General features: G+C 64.5%; 17 protein-coding genes. 16 read left to right on the top strand and 1 reads right to left on the bottom strand.

Features of this window, described 5'->3' with window-relative positions:
• The first annotated feature begins 254 nt into the window (after window positions 1–254).
• The 6 genes from estP (at window position 255) to C4K27_RS18205 (ending at window position 9,335) form a co-directional block, all read left to right on the top strand.
• Window positions 255–2,171 carry an esterase EstP gene (gene estP / locus C4K27_RS18230; protein ID WP_125738053.1) on the top strand — a complete coding sequence of 639 codons (1,917 nt, stop codon included), beginning with the start codon at window positions 255–257 and terminating at the stop codon, window positions 2,169–2,171.
• Window positions 2,172–2,502: 331 nt separating this feature from the next.
• The gene (locus C4K27_RS18225) at window positions 2,503–3,522 is read left to right on the top strand and encodes a fimbrial protein (protein ID WP_053261577.1); all 1,020 of its coding nucleotides are present in this window, start codon (window positions 2,503–2,505) and stop codon (window positions 3,520–3,522) included.
• A gap of 238 nt (window positions 3,523–3,760) precedes the next feature.
• Window positions 3,761–5,107, top strand: coding sequence for an LLM class flavin-dependent oxidoreductase (locus C4K27_RS18220; RefSeq protein WP_053261576.1), 1,347 nt, complete (start codon window positions 3,761–3,763; stop codon window positions 5,105–5,107).
• Between the two features lie 166 nt (window positions 5,108–5,273).
• Window positions 5,274–5,795 carry a sigma-70 family RNA polymerase sigma factor gene (locus C4K27_RS18215; RefSeq protein WP_007923435.1) on the top strand — a complete coding sequence of 174 codons (522 nt, stop codon included), beginning with the start codon at window positions 5,274–5,276 and terminating at the stop codon, window positions 5,793–5,795.
• Entirely contained in the window at window positions 5,792–6,751 is a 960-nt protein-coding gene (locus C4K27_RS18210) for a FecR domain-containing protein (protein ID WP_053261575.1), read from the top strand. The genes C4K27_RS18215 and C4K27_RS18210 overlap by 4 nt, the downstream gene beginning before the upstream one ends.
• Window positions 6,752–6,854: 103 nt before the next feature.
• On the top strand, window positions 6,855–9,335 hold the full coding sequence (locus tag C4K27_RS18205) for a TonB-dependent siderophore receptor (RefSeq protein ID WP_053261574.1): 2,481 nt from the start codon (window positions 6,855–6,857) through the stop codon (window positions 9,333–9,335).
• 58 nt (window positions 9,336–9,393) lie between these two features.
• On the opposite strand, the gene C4K27_RS18200 is transcribed toward C4K27_RS18205, so the two are convergent.
• Window positions 9,394–11,046, bottom strand: coding sequence for a hypothetical protein (locus C4K27_RS18200; protein WP_053261573.1), 1,653 nt, complete (start codon window positions 11,044–11,046; stop codon window positions 9,394–9,396).
• A 239-nt stretch (window positions 11,047–11,285) separates the two neighbouring features.
• On the opposite strand from C4K27_RS18200, the gene moaC reads away from it, so the two are divergent.
• From moaC to C4K27_RS18150, 10 genes are all read left to right on the top strand, one after another.
• On the top strand, window positions 11,286–11,771 hold the full coding sequence (moaC, locus tag C4K27_RS18195) for a cyclic pyranopterin monophosphate synthase MoaC (protein WP_007929119.1): 486 nt from the start codon (window positions 11,286–11,288) through the stop codon (window positions 11,769–11,771).
• On the top strand, window positions 11,768–12,013 hold the full coding sequence (locus C4K27_RS18190) for a MoaD/ThiS family protein (protein ID WP_007929122.1): 246 nt from the start codon (window positions 11,768–11,770) through the stop codon (window positions 12,011–12,013). The genes moaC and C4K27_RS18190 overlap by 4 nt, the downstream gene beginning before the upstream one ends.
• A 4-nt stretch (window positions 12,014–12,017) precedes the next feature.
• Window positions 12,018–12,461: a CopD family copper resistance protein gene (locus C4K27_RS18185; protein WP_053261572.1), complete on the top strand. Its 444-nt coding sequence runs from the start codon at window positions 12,018–12,020 to the stop codon at window positions 12,459–12,461.
• A 92-nt stretch (window positions 12,462–12,553) separates the two neighbouring features.
• Complete coding sequence (locus C4K27_RS18180) at window positions 12,554–13,912, top strand: oxygen-independent coproporphyrinogen III oxidase (RefSeq protein ID WP_053261571.1); 1,359 nt, start codon at window positions 12,554–12,556, stop codon at window positions 13,910–13,912.
• A gap of 142 nt (window positions 13,913–14,054) precedes the next feature.
• Window positions 14,055–14,846, top strand: a complete 792-nt coding sequence (locus C4K27_RS18175) for a CbbQ/NirQ/NorQ/GpvN family protein (RefSeq protein ID WP_053261570.1) — start codon at window positions 14,055–14,057, stop codon at window positions 14,844–14,846.
• Complete coding sequence (locus tag C4K27_RS18170) at window positions 14,830–15,429, top strand: cytochrome c oxidase subunit 3 (RefSeq protein WP_053261569.1); 600 nt, start codon at window positions 14,830–14,832, stop codon at window positions 15,427–15,429. Before C4K27_RS18175 ends, C4K27_RS18170 begins: the two co-directional genes overlap by 17 nt.
• A 10-nt stretch (window positions 15,430–15,439) precedes the next feature.
• Window positions 15,440–15,700 (top strand): cytochrome C oxidase subunit IV family protein, encoded by a 261-nt coding sequence (locus tag C4K27_RS18165; protein ID WP_053261568.1) that lies wholly within the window; start codon window positions 15,440–15,442, stop codon window positions 15,698–15,700.
• Window positions 15,701–15,803: 103 nt separating this feature from the next.
• On the top strand, window positions 15,804–16,244 hold the full coding sequence (locus C4K27_RS18160; protein WP_053261567.1) for a c-type cytochrome: 441 nt from the start codon (window positions 15,804–15,806) through the stop codon (window positions 16,242–16,244).
• Window positions 16,245–16,247: 3 nt separating this feature from the next.
• Window positions 16,248–17,675, top strand: a complete 1,428-nt coding sequence (locus C4K27_RS18155) for a cbb3-type cytochrome c oxidase subunit I (RefSeq protein ID WP_053261566.1) — start codon at window positions 16,248–16,250, stop codon at window positions 17,673–17,675.
• Between the two features lie 224 nt (window positions 17,676–17,899).
• Entirely contained in the window at window positions 17,900–19,735 is a 1,836-nt protein-coding gene (locus C4K27_RS18150) for a nitric oxide reductase activation protein NorD (RefSeq protein WP_053261565.1), read from the top strand.
• Window positions 19,736–20,052: the final 317 nt, after the last annotated feature.

The raw sequence follows: 20,052 nt of genomic DNA, 5'->3' as shown, positions 1-20,052 counted from the left end.
AGGCTCGTTATCAGCGAGTCGCGCTCATGGACCGACATTGTCATCCGGCCGAAAAAGATAACCGACCGTAAAAGACCCAGTCATGGGGCTCTGACAAGAGCACCTGACAGCGGAGCCGATCATCGGCCGTATCGGGATGACTCCCCTGAATTGTTTTGCTAACGAACGATATGGCTCATGGCCATAACTCAAACACAAAAGTTTTTGGTACTGTCGTTTCGTTCTCTAAAACAACAAGAAAAATGGACTTGCTTATGATTAAAAAGACGTTGTTCGTACCACTCGCCAGCAGTCTTTTGTCCCTGGCCTGCGCTCAAGCGATCGCAACTCCCTCTCCCTCTCCCTATTCCAAGTTTATAGTCTTCGGCGATAGCCTCAGCAGTTCCGGGCAGGTTGCCGACCCTGGCGGTCCCGCGGGGTCTTCTTATCGTGCGACCAATCGCACGGGGCCGGTCTACCTGGACGGCAGTGGGGAAGAGTATGCCGCTGTCGCCCCGCAATTGCTGGGCGCCAGACTCGGGTTCTCGGCCGACCAGCTCGCCGGCTCGACCTCGGCCGCCCGCGCCAGAGAGGGCCTGCCTGACGGCGACAACTGGGCGGTCGGCGGCTACCGTACCGACCAGATTCTCGATTCGATCACCACCACTTCGACTGTCGGCGACCGTAGTCGCCCCGGTTATCTGCCGTCGAACAACTTTCGCGCCGACCCGAACGCCCTCTACTACCTGACCGGTGGCGCCAACGACTTCTACCAGGGTGGTGCCACCCGTCTCGACCAGGCCGACGCCGCGGCCGGCCGCCTGGTGGACAGCGTGCAAGCCCTGCAACAGGCTGGTGCCCGCTATATCATGGTCTGGCTGCTGCCGGATCTCGGCCTGACCCCATTGCTCAACGGCACTGCGCTGCAGGCATTCACCTCGCAGCTCAGCAACCGGTTCAACAGCGAGCTGGTTCGCCAGTTGCGTACGGTCGATGCCGAGGTCATTCCCCTCAACATCCCGGCGCTCTTGAAAGAGGGCTTCACCAATCCCGGACAGTTCGGCCTGGCCACCGATCAGAACCTGATGACCACCTGCTTCAGCGGTAAAGGCTGCACGGAAAACGCCCGCTATGGCATTCACAGCGCCACGCCGGACCCGAGCAAGCTGATCTACAACGACGCGGTCCACCCCACCGAAGCCGGCCAACGGCTGATCGCCGATTACGCTTACTCCTTGCTGGCGGCGCCCTGGGAAATAACCCTGCTCCCGGAAATGGCCCAGGGCACCCTGCGCGCGCATCAAGATGAGCTGCGTAATCAATGGCAGGCCGACTGGGAAAACTGGCAGGGCGTGGGTCAATGGCGGGCGATTGTCGCCGCGGGCGGCCAGCACCAGGACTTCGACAGCCAGCGCAGCGGCGCCAGTGCCGACGGCAACGGCTTCAACCTGAACATCGGCGGCAGCTACCGGCTCGACGAGGCCTGGCGAGTCGGCGTGCTGGCCGGCGCCTATCGGCAGAAGCTCGAAGCGGGCAGCAACGACTCGGACTACAAGCTCAACACCTACCTGGGCACCGCCTTCGTCCAGTACCAGCAAAACCGCTGGTGGGCCGACGCGGCAGCCACCGCCGGGCACCTGGACTACGACAACCTCAAGCGCAAATTCGACCTGGGGCCCAATGAGCGCGGGGAAAAAGGCGACACCAGCGGCGATGTCCTGGCCTTCAGCGCTCGCCTGGGCTACGACATCGCGCAGCAGGCCAGCAGCCCGTGGCACCTGTCGCCGTTCATCAGCGCCGACTATGCGCGGGTCAAGGTCGACGGCTACTCCGAGGACGGCAACGACTCCACCGCGCTGACCTTCGATGACCAGAAACGCACGTCGCGGCGCCTGGGCATCGGTCTGCAGGGCAAGTACCAGATCACCCGGCAAACCCAGGTGTTCGGCGAAATCGCCCACGAAAAGGAATACGAGGACGATACCCAGAAGCTGACCATGGCCCTCAACAGCCTGCCGGATAACCGCTACACCCTGGAAGGCTACACCCCGCAGACCAACCTCAACCGCCTGAACCTCGGGGTCAGCCACAAGCTCACCCAGGACCTGGCCTTGCGCGCCAGCTACAACATCCGCAAGGACGATGACTTCACCCAGCAAGGCATCAACGTCGGGCTCAGCCTCGACTTCTAAAATCCCACGCAGCTTCGGCAGCGGCTACAAGGTTTCCCACCTGTAGCCGCTGCCTGACCTGACGAGGCTGCGGCCGGCCGCGAATCAGGACTTGCCATGGCGCGTCATGACCGCATCGGCCAACTCGTCCGATGATCGGGTAAGGAAAGTTTTCCAGATCAATGGGCAGCCCTCTTGTAGGAGATCATAAGAATCTTTCTTCATTCTTCTGAGAAAAATTCTTATGAAAATTATGGAAAGTGGGAAGTTTTTTTGAGATTTATCCTATTTGAGACTGTTCAGTCTGCCACGTAGTATTTGTTCGTATTTTTTATTCTTTCAGGAGAGTCCCTTGTTCAGGAGTCGTGGGTTCAACCCATTGCTGGTACTTTTAATAGTGGCGGGCAGTTTTTTCTCTCCCTACTCAGTCGCTGCTATTAAAGATGTCTGCGTTCCTTTGTTTTCTGCTGTTGTCGATGTTCCTTTCTCCACCTCGCTGGTTGTTCAGAAGGACGCGCCAGTTGGCAGTGTACTGGCTTCTGCAGAGGTTAGAGCGCCTATGAGGTGTACTAATAGCTACTATCCTACCGGACGATATGCTAAGTACTTCAAATCGTCTTCCAATGCGGCGATTGGAACGAGTAACGGGGTGTTTAAAACGAGCCTCAGTGGGGTTGGATTACGATGGAGTATATCAGGGCCCTCTGGAAACTATTCATTTAGCAGTACCGCCCTTAACAGCAAGGAGCCTGCAATTGGTTTTAGCTTTCCCTATTTGGGAGGGGATAAGTATTACACTCTTGAACATAAGTTTGACTTGATCAAGCTGGGTGATGTTTCTGCGGGCAGTTTTCAGTTTTCGCAAGTCTCAATGATGACCGCTCCAGACTCCATGCTGGGTGGGCTCTATGACCAGCAGCTGAATACATTTACTTTTCCAATGATTAATATTAAGGCGTCTTCCTGCTTCCTGGCCCAGGATAACGTTAAGGTGAATATGGGAAGGGTGAATGCAAGCGATTTTCGCGGTCAGGGAAGTGTAATGCCATCGAGAGATTTTTCGATCGACGTATTATGCAATGGAAGTTCAGCGCTTGTCCTGGCACTTGATAGCAGCAACCAGGCCGCTGGTTACTCAGGCACTGTCAAGTTGTCCTCTTCGGGGCAGTCGGCGCAAGGGATAGGTATCCAGGTATTGAATGCTTCCACTGGGGACTACACGCCAATGGCACTGGGACAGCCTCAGCTGATGAGCTGGGCCAGCAGTGGCGTCAACTCGATCAAACTGGCAGCCAGGTATATTCAAACTGGAAGTAGCGTCTCAGGTGGCAAGGCTGATGGCACACTTACCTTCGTCCTTAATTATCTTTGAATGATGAGTTCTTTTTTTATCGAGAGTGTTCGGCGTTTGAGTTCATTGCCGGCCGGGCCATCGTGAATTAGCCGTTGCAAGGTTGCAGTCATTGAGGCATTTGCAGCGGCGGGGCTGTTCCAGGGCAGCACCGCGCCATAACGGCATAAGCCAGCACCTTTGATTATTGGACAGGCCAAGTTCGCCCGGTCGATGCTGCGGGGCCGCTTGACCCAGGAGCCGTCACAAGGAGCTTGCCATGCCTGCGCAACGCCAACTCAAGCTGGGCGCCTTCATGCGTCCGGTCAGCATCCATACCGGCGCCTGGCGCTACCCGGGCGCCTATCGCGATGCCAACTTCAACTTCGCCCACCTCAAGCATTTCGCCCAGACCCTGGAGCGGGCGCGCTTCGATGCGTTTTTCATGGCCGATCACCTGGCCTTGCTCAACATGCCCATCGACGCCTTGAAGCGCAGCCATACCGCCACCTCGTTCGAGCCCTTCACCCTGTTGTCCGCCCTTAGCCAGGCGACCGAACGCATCGGCCTGGTGGCGACGGCCTCGACCACCTACGACGAGCCGTTTCATATCGCCCGGCGCTTCGCCTCCCTCGATCATTTGAGCAACGGTCGCGCCGGCTGGAACATCGTCACCACCGCCAATCCCGATGCCGCGCTGAACTTCGGCCTGGAGCAGGCCTTTGCCCACGACCAGCGGTATGCCCGGGCGCGGGAGTTCTATGAGGTGGTCACCGGGCTTTGGGATAGTTGGGCGGACGACGCCTTCGTGCGCGATGCCGACAGCGGGGTGTATTTCGACCCGGACAAGCTGCACCGCCTAGACCATGCCGGCCGCCACCTGAACGTGCGCGGGCCGCTACACATCGCGCGCCCGGTGCAGGGCTGGCCGGTGATCGTGCAGGCCGGCGCGTCGGAGCCCGGGCGCCAGCTGGCCGCGGAAACGGCGGAGGTGATTTTTGTCGCCCCCGGCACGCTGGAGGAGGGCCGGGCGTTCTATGCCGATATCAAGCGGCGCATGCTCGCCGTCGGCCGCGACCCCGAGCACCTGAAGATCCTGCCCGGGGCCTTTGTGGTGGTCGGCGATACCCAGGAGGAAGCACGGCGGATCCGCGCGCACCTCGACAGCCTGGTGCACTACGAGAGCGCGATTGCCTCGCTGTCCATCGCCCTGGGCACGGACGCGACGCAGTTCGATCCGGACGCTTTCCTGCCGCCGATTCCCGAGACCAATGCCAGCCAGAGCGCCCGCGAGCGCGTATTGGCCCTGGCCGATCGCGAACAGCTGACGGTCCGTCAACTGGCCCAGCGCCTCGGTGGATACGCCGGCCTGTCGTTTGTCGGCACCGCCCGGAGCATCGCCGATGACATGCAGCAATGGCTGGAGACGCGCGGCAGCGACGGTTTCAACATCATGTTTTCCTGGCTGCCGGGCGGCCTCGACGACTTCGTCGCCAAGGTCGTTCCCGAATTGCAGGGGCGGGGGATTTTCCGCCGCGAATACGAGGGCGCAACCTTGCGCGAAAACCTTGGGCTGCCACGTCCGGCGAACCGGTTTTTTGCCCAGGCGAGCGATTGCACGGGTTAGCCGTCAGGGCGGTTCCGCGTCGCGATCAAGGACAGCCAGCCGCAAGGTCGAAGGGGAGGGTTGTCGCTCCAACGCGCCTGGAGCCGCGGCCACAGGTATTTGTTGCAAGCCGCGATGGCGTACATGACAATGCGATTCATTATCAGTCGCGAATTATTCCATCGTCATGCCCGCCAACGACTTGTCCTTACGCAGTGCTGTCAACGATCTGTATTGTGACCATCACGGTTGGCTCCAGGGCTGGCTGCGCAAGCGCCTGGGCAACGCCTTCGATGCCGCGGACCTGGCCCAGGACACCTTCGTCCGGGTGATCAAGGCCCGCTCCGCGCTGGACATCCGCGAGCCGCGCTCGTACCTGTCGATGATTGCCAAGGGCCTGCTGATCGACCTGTTTCGTCGGCGTTCGCTGGAGCAGGCCTACCTCGACGTGCTGGCCGCCATGCCCGAAGCCCTGCAGCCGTCGCCGGAGGAACAGGCGATCCTGTTCCAGGCGCTGATGGAGATCGACCGCCTGCTGCAAGGGCTGGGGCCGCGGGTCAAGCAGACCTTTATCCTGTCGCAGTTCAGTGGCCTGACCTACCCGCAAATCGCCGAGCAACTGGGCGTCAGCGTGCGCACGGTGAACAACCACATGGCCAAGGCCATGGAGCATTGCTGTCTGATGCAGATCCAGTTGCAGCTCCCATGAGCCTGCCCGCCGAAGAAATGAAAGCCATCGGCGTCGCCGCGCGCTGGTATGCCCGCCTGCATTCCGGCACCGCGACCGACGCCGACCGGGCCGCCTGGGACAGCTGGCTGGCGGCCGATCCACTGAATCGCCAGGCCTGGCAGAGAATGGCCGCCGTGGCCGAGCAGATGGCCAGCGTGCCGGGCGCCCTGGCGGCGCCGACCTTGAGCCAGGCCGGCAATAGTTCCCGACGCCAGGTGCTGCGCAGCGCCTTGCTGCTGACCTGCGCCGGTTCCCTGGGCTGGCTGGGCTGGCGCAGCCAGGCCGCGCAGAACCTGATGTGCGACTACCGCACCCGGGTGGGCGAGCGCCGCGAATTGCGCTTGGCGGACGGCAGCAGCCTGCTGCTCAACACCGACACCTCGGTCAATCTGCGTTTCGATGGGCGCCAGCGGGTGCTGGAGTTGCTGTGGGGCGAGATCCTGGTGAGCACCGCGCCTGATCCATTGCAGCGGCCCTTCAAGGTGGTCACCCGCCACGCCGAGGTGCTGGCGCTGGGCACGCGTTTTATCGTGCGCAGCCAGCCCGGGGGCGGCGAGGTGGCGGTGCTGGAAAAGGCGGTGGAGGTCAGCGTGCCGGGCAGCGGTTCGGCGATGCGCGTCGAGGCCGGCAAGCGGCTGGCGTTCGACGAGCGCAGCCTGGGCACGCCACGGGGCAACGATGTCTCGGTGGGCGCCTGGCAGCAGGGCAGCATCATTGCCATCGACCGGCCGTTGGCGGCGCTGCTCAACGACCTGTCGCGCTATCGCCCCGGCGTGCTGCGCTGGGACCCGGCCATCGGCGACCTGAAAGTCTCCGGGGTCTTTCCCATCGATGACACCGACCTCGCCCTGGCGGCGCTGGAGAGTGGGTTTGCCTTGCGCGTGACCCGCTACAGCCGTTTCTGGGTCCAGGTCGCCCGGGCCGATTCGCGCTGAATAGGCGCCTTGGATAAAAAATTCTGCGGTGCCTGCACTTTTCGAGCGCACCGTTCGGCTCATCCCTCAGTGAGTTGTTATTGACCGTTTTGGGGGAGGGAGCATGTCTCGGGTGAACGCGCCAGGTCGTCTGGCGAACGCAGTGAAAGTCGCTTTGCTGGCAACCACCATGGCCAGCGCCTGTTCGGCGAATGCCGACCCGGCCACAGGGGCCGCGGCGCAGCAGAGCCAGGTCCGCGCCTACGACATTGGCGCCGGCAGCCTGGTGGATGTGCTGACCCGTTTTTCCAGCGCCGCCGGGGCGGCGATTTCCTTTGATGCGCAGCAAACCCAGGGTCGGCAATCGCCCGGGCTCAAGGGCCAGTTCGGGGTCGACGAAGGTTTTGCGCGGATTCTGCGCGGCAGCGGCCTGCGCGCCGAGCCCCAGGCCAACGGCAGCTATGTGCTGCGCGCGGTGCCGGTGCTCGGCTCGGCGCTGGAACTGGGCGCCACCAACATCGATGGCCAATTGCTGGGGGCAACCACCGAGGGCAGCGGCTCCTACACCACCGGGGCGGTGACCATCGGCAAGGGCCAGCACTCGCTGCGCGAGACCCCGCAATCGGTGACGGTGATGACCCGCAAGATGCTCGACGACCAGAACCTGCACAGCATCGACCAGGTCATGGAAAAGACCCCGGGCATCACCGTCTACGACTCGACCATGGGCGGCAAGTATTTCTACTCCCGCGGCTTTCGCATGTCGGGCCAGTATCAGTACGACGGCGTGCCGCTGGACATGGGCAACCAGTATGTCCAGGCCGACAGCTTCAGCGGCGACATGGCCTATTACGACCGGGTGGAAATCCTCCGTGGCGCCGCCGGGATGATGAAAGGCGCGGGCGGCACCGCCGGCGGGGTGAACTTCGTGCGCAAGCGCGGCCAGGGCACGCCGCAGACCGAGGTCACGCTGTCCGGCGGCAGCTGGGACAACTACCGGGGCCAGGTCGACACCGGCGGCCCGCTCAACGAGTCCGGCACCCTGCGTGGCCGCGCGGTGGTGACTGAGCAGAGCCGGCGTTACTTCATCGACGACGCCAGTCGCAAGGACCAGGTGTATTACGGCGCGCTCGACTTCGACCTGAGCCCCGACACCACCCTCGGCCTGGGCATCGCCTATGAAGACGTCGACGCCAACCCGTGCTGGGGCGGCCTGCCGCGCTACAAGGACGGCAGCGACCTGAAACTCAGTCGCTCGACCTGCCTCGACCCGTCCTGGAACACCTGGCGCAGCAAGCGCACCACGGTGTTCGGCGACCTCAAGCACCAGCTCAACGACGACTGGGCGCTGAAGGTCGCCGGCGTCTATACCAAGAACACCCAGGACATCAAATACGCCTTCGCTTCCGGCGCGGTGACCCCCGGCATCGACACCACCGGCATGCTCGGCAGCCTGTACAACTACGACCAGGTCGATTACGGCCTCGATGCCTACCTGGACGGCAAATTCACCGCGTTCGGCCTGCAGCATGAGCTGGTGGTGGGGGTCAACGGCAGTCGCGCGGACAAGGACGATTTCTTCTCGGTGGCCTTCCTGCCGCAGCAGCAGAACGTGTTCAACCCGGACCGGCATATCCCGAAACCGGACGACAGTTACTTCATCGAGAACTCGAGCCGCGGTGGCCCGGTGAAGACCGTCACCGAACAGCGCGGCCTGTACTCGACCCTGCGGCTCAAGCTGGCGGAGCCCCTGACCTTCGTCGTCGGCGGCCGGGTCAGCTGGTACCGCTCGAAAAGCGATTCGGTGTTCCTCAACTCGGGCACTTCGGAGCACGCCAGAAGCACCGAGACCGGCCAGGTCACGCCCTTTGCCGGCCTGTTGCTGGACCTCAACGATAACCTGACCGCCTATGCCAGCTACGCGGAGATCTTCACGCCCCAGGGCAACTACCGCTCGGAAAGCGGCTCGGCGCTCAAGCCGCTGGTGGGGGAAAGTTACGAGCTGGGGATCAAGGGCGAATGGTTCGAAGGGCGCCTGAACAGCTCCTTCAACCTGTTCCAGACCGTGCAGAAGGACCAGGCGCAGACCGACTACAACTCCAGCTGTGCGTCATCGGATGGCTACTGCTACCTGAACTCCGGCAAGGTCCGCGCCCAGGGCTTCGAAGCCGAAATCAGCGGCGAGGTCATCGAGCGCCTGCAACTGCTGGCCGGCTACACCTATACCCAGACCAAGACCCTGGACGACATCGACAGCGGGCTCAATGGCGCCGCGTTCAACAGCTATGTGCCGCGCCATATGCTGCGCCTGTGGGGCGACTATGCCCTCGATGGCGCGTTCGAGCGCTTCAGCATCGGCGCCGGGGTCAACGCGCAAAGTGACAACTTCCGGGTCTCGCAGGTCACCGGCGAAAAAATCACCCAGGCCGGCTACGCGGTGTGGAACGGCCGTATCGGCTACCGCATCGACGACACCTGGTCGCTGGCGCTCAACGGCAACAACCTGTTCGACAAGCGCTACTACTCCACCATCGGCATCGAAAGCTTCGGCAACTACTACGGCGATCCGCGCAACTTCACCATGACCCTCAAGGCGCAGTTCTAAGTCGCTCAGCCAATAAAAAACGCCACTCCCGGGAGTGGCGTTTTTGTCTGCGGCCGACTCAGCCGATTTCCACCCATCCCTGGGTATCGCCAGCTGCCAGCAGATCGGCGACCGGCTTCACGGCAATCCGGCCATCCACGGTGCCCAGCGCCAGCTGCCCGGCGTGGGCGTCCATGGCGTGGATGAGGGTCGGCAAGCCGTCGATCCGCGCCTTGGCGTTCAGCCGTAGCTGCCCGCTGCGGGCATCGATCAGCATAAGCGTTCCGTCCAGGAAAGCCGCCGCCACCAGGCCTGCTTCGGGCAGGTGGACGATCGCGCTGGGCGAGGCCGGGGTGGAATGCCGCCACAGTTCCTGGCCGCGCTCCAGGTGCCGGCGGTAGATGAAGCCCTGGTACGCATCGCCGACCGAAGGGTTGTAGTGCTGGCCGGCGATGACCACGCTCGCGCCCAGGGCATCCGCCACATAACCGCCGCGGCATTCCATGGCGTGGCTGGCCCGGGTGCCGTCCTGCCTGAGCAGCGGCCAGAGTCTTTGCAGCGTGCCGTCGGGCTGGACGATGCACAGGTACTTGTGTTCGTGGGAACTGGCCGGCGTGCCCTGTAGTGCGAACAGATGGGGCGCGCCGCTGATGCCGATGTAATGGTTGAAGCAGTCGTAGTGGCCGACATCGACGGGCTGGGCACTGTCGCGAGTCGGGTCGAGCAGGACGTCGACGGCCTTCGAGCCGGGCCCTCTCAGGCGGTTGCGCCGCCCCAGCAGGCGGCCGTCGCTGGCGGCCGAAAAGGTGTATTCATCGTCGTATTCCTGTACCAGGACCAGGCCGTTGTCCGTCAGGGCATACAAGCGGGAATCGCGGCGATAGGCCTCGGGCCCGTCCTGCACCTGCACCCCGTGCACATGCACGCCGGCCCCGCGCAGGATCTCGGCGCCGTAGCCTGGACCCGTGTGGTGGGCGAGCCGGGTACCGTCCGTGCCGTAGATATCCAGCAGGCAGCCGTCGTGGGTGACGCCCAGGCGGTCAGGGCCGAGCCAGGCGATATCGCGGATCGCGCCCCGGCATGCCAGCTCGGGCAGACCCAGCCAATGGGCCAGGCGCATGGCTGGTGGGCGCTGGTCATCTGCGGCAAGGCCCGAGGCAGCGACGGTCGCGGCCGGGTCCAGTTCCAGCACTGGCGGCGTCCTGGTCGTCCAGGTCGCTTCGCTGTCATCGGCCTGCACCAGGAACAGGGTGTCGAGGATCACCGACCAGTCGCTGTCGTCCAGCCCGTCCCATTCTTCGTTCCATGGCCGCACCCAGGCTTCGATCCGCTCGCCGTTGGCGTCGTAGCGGCAGCGCACCACTTCGGGAATATCGGCAAAAGGGCGCCGGCTCTGGCCGGTCTGCCAGTCCCACACCGCCAGCTCGCCTTCGAACAGGTAGCCGCCGTCATAGCGGCCGGCGCCGATCACGATACGGGGCAGGGTGGGGTGGAAACCCACATCGTTGATCGGCAGGCACAGTTCGTCGAAGATGGCGAACGGCACCGGCTCGCCACGTCGGTACAGGCCGAGCCGATAACGCAAGCCGGTGCCGCCATAGGCCGCGCGCGCGGGCGGATTGACCAGCAACGCAAACTCCGAGACCACGGCGGCGATATCCCCCGCCGGGTTGAAGAACGCGCCGCTGATCCTGCCGGTTCCGCGCAAGGTGGGGTCCATGATGCTGGTCATTGCTGCTCCCTGAGTGGTGGTGTGCTGGCGTTGCCTGCGCATGCTACCCGCAGCCCGCGCGCACGGGAAATCATCACGCCAGTCCTGGCGGTTCGCTGTGGCAATGCCGGCTTTCTTGATTGACGTCAACCGCGCCAGCGGGGCGGGGCGGTAGTCTCGCGGCAACGTGCGAGGCCGGGGCGATTTCGCCTGGTCCGAGCCCATCGCATCCTTAGTCGAAACCACAAGGCTTCTTGTCCATGAACGACGCGGTACTGACCCACCTCGATTCCCTCGGCCGTGCGCGCATGGTCGATGTCACCGATAAACCTGTGAGCTTTCGCGAGGCGGTGGCCGAGGCCTGGGTGCATATGCGCGCCGAGACCGCGCGGCTGATCGTCGGCGGCGGGCACCCCAAGGGCGATGTGTTCGCGGTGGCGCGTATCGCCGGCATCCAGGCGGCCAAGCGCACCAGCGAGCTGATCCCGCTCTGTCATCCGTTGCTGCTGAGCAGCGTGGTGGTCGAGTTGAGCCTTGAGGATGAGCATCGCGTGCGCATCGTTTCGCGCTGCAAGCTGGCCGGGCAGACCGGGGTCGAGATGGAGGCGCTGACCGCCGCCAGCGTCGCCGCCCTGACGCTGTACGACATGTGCAAGGCGGTGGACCGCGGCATGCATATCGAATCGATCCGGCTGTTGCGCAAGTCCGGGGGCAAGAGCGGCGATTACCAGGCGCCGTCGGCATGAGGCTGCAGGTGCAGTATTTTTCCCGCTACCGGGAAACCCTGGGCTGCGCGAGCGAGGTGGTCGAAGGCGATTTCGCCTGCCTCGAGCACCTGCGCCGGCACCTGGCGAGCCGCTGCGGTATCTGGCGGGTGCTGGACGAACCGAGCCTGATGTGTGCCCGCAACCAGGACCTGTGCGGGCTCGACGAGGCGCTGGACGACGGCGACGAGGTGGCGTTTTTCCCGACGGTGACTGGAGGCTGAAGCGATGATCTATCCGCTGCTGCTCACCTTGCACCTGTTCGCCGCGCTGGTCTTCATCGGCACGGTGTTCTTCGAGGTGCTGTTCCTGGAACACATCCGCCAGCAACTGCCGGCCAAGCTTATGGTGCTGCTCGAACAGGGTATCGCCGGCCGTGCCCGCCAACTGATGCCCTGGGTGCTGCTGGTGCTGTTCGGTGCCGGGCTGGGCATGGTCTGGGTGCGTTACCTGCCGGTGCTGGCAGCGCCGCTGGCGTCGTCGTTCGGCACCTTGCTGCTGCTGAAGATCCTGCTGGCCGCCAGCGTGCTCGGGCATTTCCTGGTGGCCATGCTGCTGTTCCGGAGCGGGCGCATGAATGCCCGCTATTCGCGCTTCATCCATCACAGCCTGTTCGGCCATATGCTGCTGATCGTGCTGCTGGCCAAGGGCATGTTCTACCTGAACTGGTAGGTCGGCGCCGACCCCACGCTTGATGCAAGTCAAGGAGCCCCGGGCGTTAACGCCGGACACTGACCCTCCACCGCCAGCCATGGAGCCCAGTCATGCCCGATCTACTCCCGCACCGCAGCGAGCCGGTCGTTCGACGCGATCAAGGCGTGCTCGACCCCAACTGCCATGTCGACACCCGCCGCTTTCACGGCGGCATCGGCTCCCTGGACCTGCTGCGGGCATTGCGCAACAGCCGGCAGAAGCGCCGGCCGCTGTCCTTGAACGTGCAGTTCCCGCCGCGCCTGGCGGGCACGCCGGTGGACGCTGGCGCAAGCTACCTGCGGCGGCTGGAACGCGAGATCGACCTGGTGGGCTGCCACCTGGCGCCGGAGCAGCGTATCGAGCAGTTCCACCTGGGCGGCGGCACCCCGGAGGCGGCGCAGTTGCAACGCTTGATGCAGCACCTGCGCCAGCGCTTTCACTTCCTCGAACACGATTGCGGCGACTACAGCATCGACGTCGACCTGCACCACACCGGCTGGGCGACCATGGGCCTGCTGCGCGACCAGGGGTTCAATCAGGTCAATATCGGGGTGCCGGATATCGGCAGCGACAGCCAGTTGTCGGTGGCCTGCTACCAGAACCCGGCGCCCATCCATTCGCTGATCGATGCGGCGCGGACCTTTGGCTATCGCTCGGTGAATGTCGACCTGGGGTATGGCCATGCCTGGCAGACCCCTTCGAGCTTCGCCTTGAAGCTGGGCACCCTGATCGAGCTGGAGCCCGATCGCCTGCAGGTGTTCGACTATGCCCAGCCGCCGTTGCGCTACCGGCGCCAGAGCCAGGAGCGCCCCGCGGCAGCCTGCAGCCAGGAGGCCAAGGAGACGATGCGGCGCATCTGCTTCGAGCGCCTGCTGGCGGCGGGTTACCAGTACATCGGCCTGGGCCAGTTCGTGCGCCCCGACGACGACCTGATGATGGCCCAGGAACGCGGCCGGCTGCGCCGCAACTGCCAGGGGTTTACTTGCCACGGCTATTGCGACCATGTGGGCTTCGGCCTGGGCGCCATCAGCCAGTTCGACGAGCTGTATACGCAGAACAGCGAGCGGCTCGACGACTATCTGCAACAGCTGGACCTGGGCCAGTTGGCGACCCGTCGCGGCTGGCGCTGCGAGGCCGGCGACCAGGTCCGGCAGCTGGTCATGGAGCGCCTGGCGTGTGACCTGGAGCTGGACATCCTGGCCATCGAAAGCCGCTACGGGCTGATCTTCCGCCAGTACTTCGCGTCCGCCTGGCTGCGCCTGCAACAGCTGAGCTGGAACGGCCTGGTGGAGCTTTCGGAGCGCTTTATCAGCATCCTGCCCGCCGGCCGGCTGGAGGTGGACAGCATCTGCCAGCTGTTCCAGGAGGACCTGGACAGCCCGGGGCAAGCCTGCGGTTGCGAGTGCGTCGAGCCCGATTGCGAGCGTTGATTGCAGGCAGTGATTTCGAGGCCTGAGCGCAGCCCGGCGCTACGCGCTTGACGGCGATCAAGTTTGCCCGCCGGTTCGCTTGCCGCTCCCTTGCGTGGCGCCTTAGCGTGGTCCCCGAACCCCGCTGTGAATCAGGTAGCCCATGGATCTCGGAACGGCTTGCGAACCCTTCTATCAACCCTTGAACAATGAACAGGCGCTGTTCGAACAGGCCTGGCGGCATGGCATGCCGGTGCTGATCAAAGGCCCCACGGGCTGCGGCAAGACCCGCTTTGTCCAGCACATGGCACACCGCCTGAACCTGCCGCTGCACACCGTGGCCTGTCACGACGACCTCAGCGCCGCCGACCTGATCGGCCGCCATCTGATCGGCGCCCAGGGCACCTGGTGGCAGGACGGGCCGCTGACCCGGGCGGTGCGCGAGGGCGGCATCTGTTACCTCGACGAAGTGGTCGAGGCGCGCCAGGACACGGTGGTGGTCCTGCACCCCCTGGCCGACGACCGCCGCGAGCTGTTCCTTGAACGCACCGGCGAAGTGTTGCGGGCGCCGTCGTCCTTCATGCTGGTGGTGTCCTATAACCCCGGCTACCAGAACCTGCTCAAGGGCATGAAACCCAGCACCCGCCAGCGCTTCGTGGCGATGCGCTTCGACTATCCGCCGCCGGCCGAGGAGGAGCGCATTGTCCAGCGCGAGGCGCAAGTGGATGCTGCGCTGGCGCGGCAGATTGTCGGGCTGGGGCAGGCCCTGCGCCGCCTGGAGCAGCATGACCTGGAGGAGGTGGCGTCCACCCGGCTGTTGATTTTCACCGCGCGCATGATCGGCGCCGGCATGCCGCCGCGCGAAGCCTGCCTGGCGTGCCTGGCCGAACCCTTGAGCGACGACCCGGTGACGGTGGCGGCGCTAATGGACGTGGTCGATGTGCACTTCGGCTGACTCCGCCGTGGCAGCCACCGAGACCTCGCGGCGCCACCTGCCGGGGGACCTGGCGATGTGGTTGTTCATCCTCGCCGAACTGTCGGTGTTCGCCATCCTGATCCTCGCGTTCGCGGTGACCCAGCGGCTCAAGCCGCAGCTGTTCGCCGAAAGCCGCCAGCTGCTCGACAGCTCCACCGGCCTGGCCATGACCCTGAGCCTGCTCAGCGCCGGGCTGCTGGCGGCGCTGGCCCAGGAGCGGGTGCGTCGGGCGCGGCCACGCCAGGGCGCGGCGCTGCTGCTGGCGGCCTTGCTGGTGGCCACGGTCTACCTGCTGCTCAAGCTCGGCGAGTTCCGGCACCTGCTGGGCCTGGGCTTGGGGCTGGAGCACAACACCTTCTTTACCCTGTACTGGATCCTCAGCGGTTTTCATTTTCTCCATGTGCTGCCGGGCATGCTGATTTTCGCCTGGCTGGCGCAGCGCTGCCTGCGTGGTCGGTATGGCGCCGACAACTGCTCGGGTTTCGAATCCGGGGTGCTCTATTGGCACATGGTCGATCTGGTCTGGGTGCTGCTGTTTCCGCTGGTCTACGTTCTGGATTGACGAGGTGCGCATGTCCGCTGGCAGGTTCCTGTTGAGCTGTTGGGTCGCACTGGCCGGCCTCAGCGTCGGCACGGTGTGGCTGGGCAGTTGGCTGGGGCCGGGCGCGCCGCGCGGGTTGGCGCTGCTGATCCTGCTGCTGGCGGTGGCCAAGGCCTGGCTGATCGCCGACGGCTTCATGGAGCTGCGCCACGGGCCGCGCCTGTGGCGCTGGCTGCTGCTCGGCTGGCCGCTGGCGCTGGCCTTGCTGCTGGGGTTGATCCTCAGCCTGTAAAGGCAATACCCGAGTAAAACCATCGGCGTTTCTTGATTGCCATCAAGCGGGTTTATGCCCCGCGCTTCCTATCATGGCCGGGCCAAGCCAAGAGGAAGCGAGCATGTCGCAGAACTTCACCAAAGGCATGGCCAGGAACATCTATTTCGGGGGAAGCGTGTTCTTCTTCCTGATCTTCCTGGCCTTGACCTATCACACGGAGCAGACCTTTCCCGTACGCAGCAACGACGCGCTGTTGAGCGCGGCGGTGGTGCGCGGCAAGACGGTCTGGGAACAGAACAACTGCATCGGTTGCCACACGCTGCTGGGCGAGGGCGCCTACTTCGCGCCGGAGTTGGGCAACGTGTTCCAGCGTCGCGGCGGCGAGGAGGGCTTCAAGCCCTTCCTGCAAGCCTGGATGAAGATGCAACCCCTGGGCGTACCCGGACGCCGGGCCATGCCGCAATTCAACCTGAGCCAGCAGGAGGTCGACGACATCGCCGAATTCCTCAAGTGGAGTTCGAAGATCAATACCAATGGCTGGCCGCCAAACAAGGAGGGCTGAACGATGCGTCTTGCCAATCCACACCTGAAATTCGCCTCGCAAGCCGTGGCCAAACCCTACTTCGTGTTTGCCCTGATGCTGTTCCTCGGCCAGGTGCTGTTCGGTTTGATCATGGGTCTGCAATACGTGATCGGCGATTTCCTGTTCCCGATCATCCCCTTCAACGTGGCACGCATGGTCCACACCAACCTGCTGATCGTCTGGCTGCTGTTCGGCTTCATGGGCGCGGCCTACTACCTGATCCCGGAAGAGGCCGACCGCGAACTGCACAGCCCGAAACTGGCGCTGCTGCTGTTCTGGGTGTTCGCCGCCGCCGGCGTGCTGACCATCCTCGGCTACCTGCTGGTGCCCTACGCGGGCCTGGCCCGGCTGACCCACAACGAGCTGCTGCCGACCATGGGCCGCGAGTTCCTCGAGCAGCCGACCATCACCAAGATGGGCATAGTGCTGGTGTGCCTGGGCTTTCTCTACAACATCGGCATGACCCTGCTCAAGGGCCGCAAGACCACGGTCAGCATGGTGATGATGACCGGGCTGATCGGCCTTGCGGTGTTCTTTCTGTTCTCCTTCTACAACCCGGCCAACCTGGCCCGCGACAAGTTCTACTGGTGGTGGGTGGTGCACCTGTGGGTGGAAGGCGTGTGGGAGCTGATCATGGGCGCGATGCTGGCCTTCGTGCTGATCAAGATCACCGGCGTGGACCGCGAAGTGGTGGAGAAGTGGCTCTACGTGATCATCGCCATGGCGCTGATCAGCGGGATCATCGGCACCGGCCACCACTTCTTCTGGATCGGCGCGCCCCAGGTCTGGCTGTGGGTCGGCTCGATCTTCTCGGCCCTGGAGCCGCTGCCGTTCCTGGCCATGGTGATCTTCGCCTTCAGCCTGGTGAAGAACCGCCGCCGCCAACACCCCAACCGCGCCGCCACGCTGTGGGCCAAGGGCACCACGGTGACCGCGTTCTTCGGTGCCGGGGTCTGGGGGTTCCTGCATACCCTGGCGCCGGTCAACTACTACACCCATGGCACGCAACTGACCGCGGCCCACGGCCACCTGGCGTTCTACGGCGCCTACGCGATGATCGTCATGACCCTGATCAGCTACGCCATGCCGCGCCTGCGCGGGCTCGGCGAAGCGGCGGACGAACGCTCGCAGACCCTGGAAGTCTGGGGCTTCTGGCTGATGACCCTGTCGATGGTGATGATCACCCTGTTGCTCACCGCCGCCGGCGTGGTCCAGGTGCTGCTGCAACGCTGGGCCGAGGACGGCACGGCGATGCCGTTCATGGCCACGGTGGAGCATCTCAATGGGCTGTTCTGGGCACGCCTGATCAGCGGGCTGGGGTTCTTCGCCGGGCTGCTGTGTTACCTGCTGAGCTTCCGCCAGCGCGGCCGCGCCGCCTTGCGCGCACCGGCCCCGGTGGTGTCTTCATGAACGACCACTAGCCTGTAGCCGCTGCCGAGCGCAGCGAGGCTGCGATCGGTCTGGGCGGCATTCCGACGCAGCGGCCGCAAATCCGGCAACGCGGTCCTTCCGACAAACCGGGTGCGCAGGTTTTGCGAGGACTACGTCGGAATGCCGCCTACCTCGTTCGCAGCCTCGCGGGCTCGGCAGCGGCTACAGCAGGCCGTTTTCCTGCATTCGAAAAAGGAGGCTCCATGGCCTTTACCCTGGAACTGGAAGAGTGGGTCGGCAGTGTCTGGCATCGTTTCATCACCCGTCGCGCCAGCGTGGACTTTCCCGAGGCGCGAATCGAGCTGGCGCCGCGTCAACGTGCCCTGGCCCTGCTGTTGCGGGCCATGGGCGGCGTCGGCCGCGGCGTCGAGGCGGCCAGCGAGCGCGACCTGCTGTTGCGCCGCAGCCTGTTGCAGCAGATCGCCGGCACCTGCCGGCAAACGCCCCTGGCCTGGTGCGACGCCGACAACCTGCGCCTGCCGGCCAGCCTCGCGGTGTTCCCCGAGGCGGCGTTGAACGAGGAACTGTACCGCTGGCTGGCCCTGTTGGCGGCGCAGTCCGGGCCGATGCGCCATTGGGGCCGGGACAATCAGCGCTGGACCCGGCGCCTGCTGCAACGCTACCCGGCGCTGCGTGAGCGCTACCGGCGGCTGGTGGAGGCGCACCTGCAACTGCGCCCCGATCCAACCTCGTTGAGCCGTCCCGAGGCCGCGCTGGAGCGCGCCCTGTGCCAGGCCCTGCGCGAGCCCGGCAGTGTCGCCGAGTTTCCCCGCAGCGAACGCGCGGCCTGGCCCGTGCCGCTGTGGTTGTATCCGCCGCTGCACCTGGCCAGCCCGCTGGCCGCCGATCTGGAGGACTCGGCGGAGGACCTGGCCACCGCTGCCGGCGAGCAGGCGGGCGGGCGCAAGCGCGCCAGCCGGGTCGAGGACCACAGCCGCGACGGCGGCCTGTTGATCGTGCGCCTGGAGAACCTGTTCAGCTGGACCGAGCATGTGGACCTCGACCGCTGGGCCGACGACAGCCAAGACCCGGACGCCGCCCGGGTCGCCGCCGACCTGGATGAACTGACCCTGTCGCGCACCCGCCTGCGCAAGGGCGGCGGTCTCAAGCTGCACCTCGACCTGCCGCCGGCCGACGTCGACGACATTCCCCTGGGCGAGGGCATCCACCTGCCGGAATGGGACTACCGCAAGGGCCGCCTGCAAGAGCACTTCGTCAACCTGCAGATGCTGGTGCCGCGCGATTGCCAGGCGCAGCCGCTGCCGTTGCGCCTGAAACCGTCGGCACAGTTGTTGCGGCGGCAGTTCCAGCAGTTGCGCAACGAGCGCCAATGGTTGCGCCAGCAGCCCCAGGGCTCGGAACTGGACCTGCAGGCCTGGCTGGATTTTCACGTCGAGCGCGCCCATGGCGCCTGTGCCGAGCGTGGTCTGTTCATGGAACAGCGCCAGACCCGGCGCGACCTGGCGTGCCTGTTGCTGGCCGATGTCTCGATGTCCACCGACGCCCACCTCAACGACGAACACCGGGTGATCGAGGTGATCCGTGACAGCCTGCTGTTGTTCGGCGAAACCCTGGCCGGCCTCGGTGACGACTTTGCCCTGTACGGGTTTTCCTCGCTGCGCCGCCAGCAGGTGCGCATGCAGGAACTCAAGGCCTTCGACCAGCGTTACGACGACCACACCCGCGGGCGCATCCTGGGGCTCAAGCCGGGGTTCTACACGCGCATGGGCGCGGCGATTCGCCAGGCCACGCGCCTGCTCGGCAGCTGCAAGCGCCAGCGCAAGCTGTTGCTGTTATTGACCGACGGCAAGCCCAACGACCTGGACCTCTACGAAGGCCGTTATGGCGTCGAGGACACCCGCGAGGCGGTACTGGAAGCGCGACGCCAGGGGCTGACGCCGTTCTGCATCACCATCGACCGCGAGGCCGCGGCTTACCTGCCGTATCTGTTCGGCGCCAATGGCTACACCCTGATCCGCCAGCCCGAGCAGCTGCCGCTGCGTTTGCCGCAGTTGTATCGGCAGCTGACCCAGCCCTGAGGCGCCCGCCGCCTGAGACACCTTCGCCGCCCAGGACAGGCGAGGGGGAAGGGTTCAATATTCCAGGCAAACCAGATGTGCAGGCCTTACGAGGACTGCGTCGGAATGCCAATCAGGCAACGCGTTATTTCAGGTAAATCTCGCGCATAGGTTTTGCGAGGACTGCGTCCTCGATCGCAGCCTCGCAGGCTCGGCAGCGGCTACAGGACCGCGCACGACTCCAGACCTGTAGCCGCTGTCGAGCGTTAGCGAGGCTGCGATCGGTATGGGCGGCATTCCGACGTAGCGGCCGCAACGGTGTTTCAGGCAAAAGCATC

It is taken from the genome of Pseudomonas chlororaphis subsp. chlororaphis (assembly GCF_003945765.1).
Classification (GTDB): Bacteria; Pseudomonadota; Gammaproteobacteria; order Pseudomonadales; family Pseudomonadaceae; genus Aquipseudomonas; species Aquipseudomonas chlororaphis.
This window is presented reverse-complemented; position numbering and strand designations above follow the sequence as displayed.

Excerpts from the sequence above, each read along its gene's own strand:
- C4K27_RS18155 (WP_053261566.1), top strand. The coding sequence starts at position 16,248 with ATGCGTCTTGCCAATCCACACCTGAAATTCGCCTCGCAAGCCGTGGCC.
- C4K27_RS18215 (WP_007923435.1), top strand. The coding sequence starts at position 5,274 with ATGCCCGCCAACGACTTGTCCTTACGCAGTGCTGTCAACGATCTGTAT.
- C4K27_RS18205 (WP_053261574.1), top strand. The coding sequence starts at position 6,855 with ATGTCTCGGGTGAACGCGCCAGGTCGTCTGGCGAACGCAGTGAAAGTC.
- moaC (WP_007929119.1), top strand. The coding sequence starts at position 11,286 with ATGAACGACGCGGTACTGACCCACCTCGATTCCCTCGGCCGTGCGCGC.
- C4K27_RS18200 (WP_053261573.1), bottom strand. The coding sequence starts at position 11,046 with ATGACCAGCATCATGGACCCCACCTTGCGCGGAACCGGCAGGATCAGC.
- C4K27_RS18220 (WP_053261576.1), top strand. The coding sequence starts at position 3,761 with ATGCCTGCGCAACGCCAACTCAAGCTGGGCGCCTTCATGCGTCCGGTC.
- C4K27_RS18165 (WP_053261568.1), top strand. The coding sequence starts at position 15,440 with ATGTCCGCTGGCAGGTTCCTGTTGAGCTGTTGGGTCGCACTGGCCGGC.
- C4K27_RS18180 (WP_053261571.1), top strand. The coding sequence starts at position 12,554 with ATGCCCGATCTACTCCCGCACCGCAGCGAGCCGGTCGTTCGACGCGAT.
- C4K27_RS18190 (WP_007929122.1), top strand. The coding sequence starts at position 11,768 with ATGAGGCTGCAGGTGCAGTATTTTTCCCGCTACCGGGAAACCCTGGGC.
- C4K27_RS18210 (WP_053261575.1), top strand. The coding sequence starts at position 5,792 with ATGAGCCTGCCCGCCGAAGAAATGAAAGCCATCGGCGTCGCCGCGCGC.
- estP (WP_125738053.1), top strand. The coding sequence starts at position 255 with ATGATTAAAAAGACGTTGTTCGTACCACTCGCCAGCAGTCTTTTGTCC.
- C4K27_RS18160 (WP_053261567.1), top strand. The coding sequence starts at position 15,804 with ATGTCGCAGAACTTCACCAAAGGCATGGCCAGGAACATCTATTTCGGG.
- C4K27_RS18175 (WP_053261570.1), top strand. The coding sequence starts at position 14,055 with ATGGATCTCGGAACGGCTTGCGAACCCTTCTATCAACCCTTGAACAAT.
- C4K27_RS18150 (WP_053261565.1), top strand. The coding sequence starts at position 17,900 with ATGGCCTTTACCCTGGAACTGGAAGAGTGGGTCGGCAGTGTCTGGCAT.
- C4K27_RS18170 (WP_053261569.1), top strand. The coding sequence starts at position 14,830 with ATGTGCACTTCGGCTGACTCCGCCGTGGCAGCCACCGAGACCTCGCGG.
- C4K27_RS18185 (WP_053261572.1), top strand. The coding sequence starts at position 12,018 with ATGATCTATCCGCTGCTGCTCACCTTGCACCTGTTCGCCGCGCTGGTC.